At 72.8% G+C, this 1647-nt stretch carries 2 protein-coding genes; one reads left to right on the top strand and one right to left on the bottom strand.

Annotation, left to right across the window (positions count from 1 at the left end; genetic code table 11):
• Positions 1-911: carboxyl transferase domain-containing protein (locus HGK34_RS22155; RefSeq protein WP_280517993.1), on the bottom strand; the 911-nt coding region annotated here is incomplete at its 3' end.
• A gap of 62 nt (positions 912-973) precedes the next feature.
• Here HGK34_RS22155 and HGK34_RS22160 point away from each other — a divergent pair.
• Complete coding sequence (locus HGK34_RS22160; protein WP_207193654.1) at positions 974-1630, top strand: TetR/AcrR family transcriptional regulator; 657 nt, start codon at positions 974-976, stop codon at positions 1628-1630.
• Positions 1631-1647 lie beyond the last annotated feature (17 nt).

Genomic DNA, 1647 nt, shown 5'->3' on the forward strand with positions numbered 1-1647 from the left:
CTCCGTCTCGTGGGCTCGGAGATGTGTATAAGAGACAGGGTGCGCACGATGTCGCGGACGATCTCGCAGGCGTGCTCGTCGTCGTCGGCGAGGTGGTCGGCGACGCCGGAGCGGTGGGCGTGCAGCTCTCCCCCGCCGAGTTCCTCCGGGCTGACGATCTCCCCGATGGCGGCCTTCACGAGCGGCGGGCCGCCGAGGAAGATGGTGCCCTGGTCGCGGACGATGACGGTCTCGTCGCTCATCGCCGGGACGTAGGCGCCGCCGGCCGTGCAGGAGCCGAGCACGGCCGCGATCTGCGGGATGCGCTGCGCGGACAGGCGGGCCTGGTTGTAGAAGATGCGGCCGAAGTGCTCGCGGTCGGGGAAGACCTCGTCCTGCAGCGGCAGGAACGCGCCGCCGGAGTCGACGAGGTAGACGCAGGGCAGGCGGTTCTCGCGGGCGATCTCCTGGGCGCGCAGGTGCTTCTTGACCGTGGCCGGGTAGTAGGTGCCGCCCTTGACGGTGGCGTCGTTGCACACGACCATCACGTGCCGGCCCGCCACGATGCCGATACCCGCGATGACGCCGGCGCCGGGGACGGCGTAGTCGTCGGACAGGCCGTGGGTGGCGGCCGGGCCGTCGCCGGGGGTGCTGGTCGGGGTGGCGCCGGCGGCCGGGCTCGGGGTGGCGCCGGCGTTGCCGCTCGCGCCGCCCGAGTACATGCCGTACGCCGCCAGCGCGGAGAGCTCGAGGAAGGGACTGCCCTCGTCCAGCAGTCGGCGCACCCGCTCACGCGGCAGCAGCTTGCCGCGGGCGAGGTGCTTCTCGCGGGATCGTGCGGGGCCGCCCTGGGCGGCGCGAGCGATCCGCTCGCGCAACCCGGCGGCGAGGTCGCGCTGCGTCGGCGATGACGCGGCAGTGGTGGTCGCCATGGGGGCAGCATAGCGCCTCGCGGTTAATACTCTTTAACCATGCGGCGTGGCGGCACCGTAGAATGCGGCGCGTGACACCCCGGCGCCGGCAGATCCTGGACACCGCGGCCGACCTGTTCGCCGCTCGCGGGTTCCACGGCGTGAGCGTGGGCGACATCGGCGCCGCCGTCGGCATCTCCGGGCCCGCCCTGTACAAGCACTTCGCCGGCAAGGAGGACATCCTCGGGCAGTGCCTGCTGCACGCCTCGGAGCGGCTGCTGGAGGGGGCGCGGGCGCTGACGGAGCACGGCGGCGACGGGGACGAGGTCAGGCATGACCGTGCCGGAAGGGCCGGGCACGGCGGCGGGACGGATGCGCCGGCCGGGCACGCGGGCGCTCCTGAGGACGACGTCCTGGAAGCGCTGATCGCGTTCCACACCGACTTCGCGCTGTCCCAGCCCTCGCTCATCGTGATCCAGGAACGCGAGTGGGGATCGCTCGGGGAACAGGCCCGGGTGCGGGTCCGCGAGCGCCAGCTCGCCTATATCGACGTGTGGACCCGGGCGTTGCGCCCCCACCGCCCGGAGCTCTCTCCGGCACAGGCACGCGCCGCGGTGCAGGCGGCGTTCGGCCTGCTCAACTCGACCCCCCACTCGGCCCGCATCAGCCGCGCCGCGATGCGCGACCTCCTGACCCGCATGGCCCGCGCGGCCCTGACCCTGTCTCTTATACACATCTGACGCTGCCGACGATAAGG

Origin of the sequence: Myceligenerans indicum, from assembly GCF_016742955.1 — a bacterium.
GTDB classification, from domain to species: domain Bacteria; phylum Actinomycetota; class Actinomycetes; order Actinomycetales; family Cellulomonadaceae; genus Myceligenerans; species Myceligenerans indicum.

What these genes read in the sequence shown, in the direction of transcription:
- HGK34_RS22160 (WP_207193654.1), top strand. Translation starts at nt 974, where the DNA reads ATGCGGCGCGTGACACCCCGGCGCCGGCAGATCCTGGACACCGCGGCC.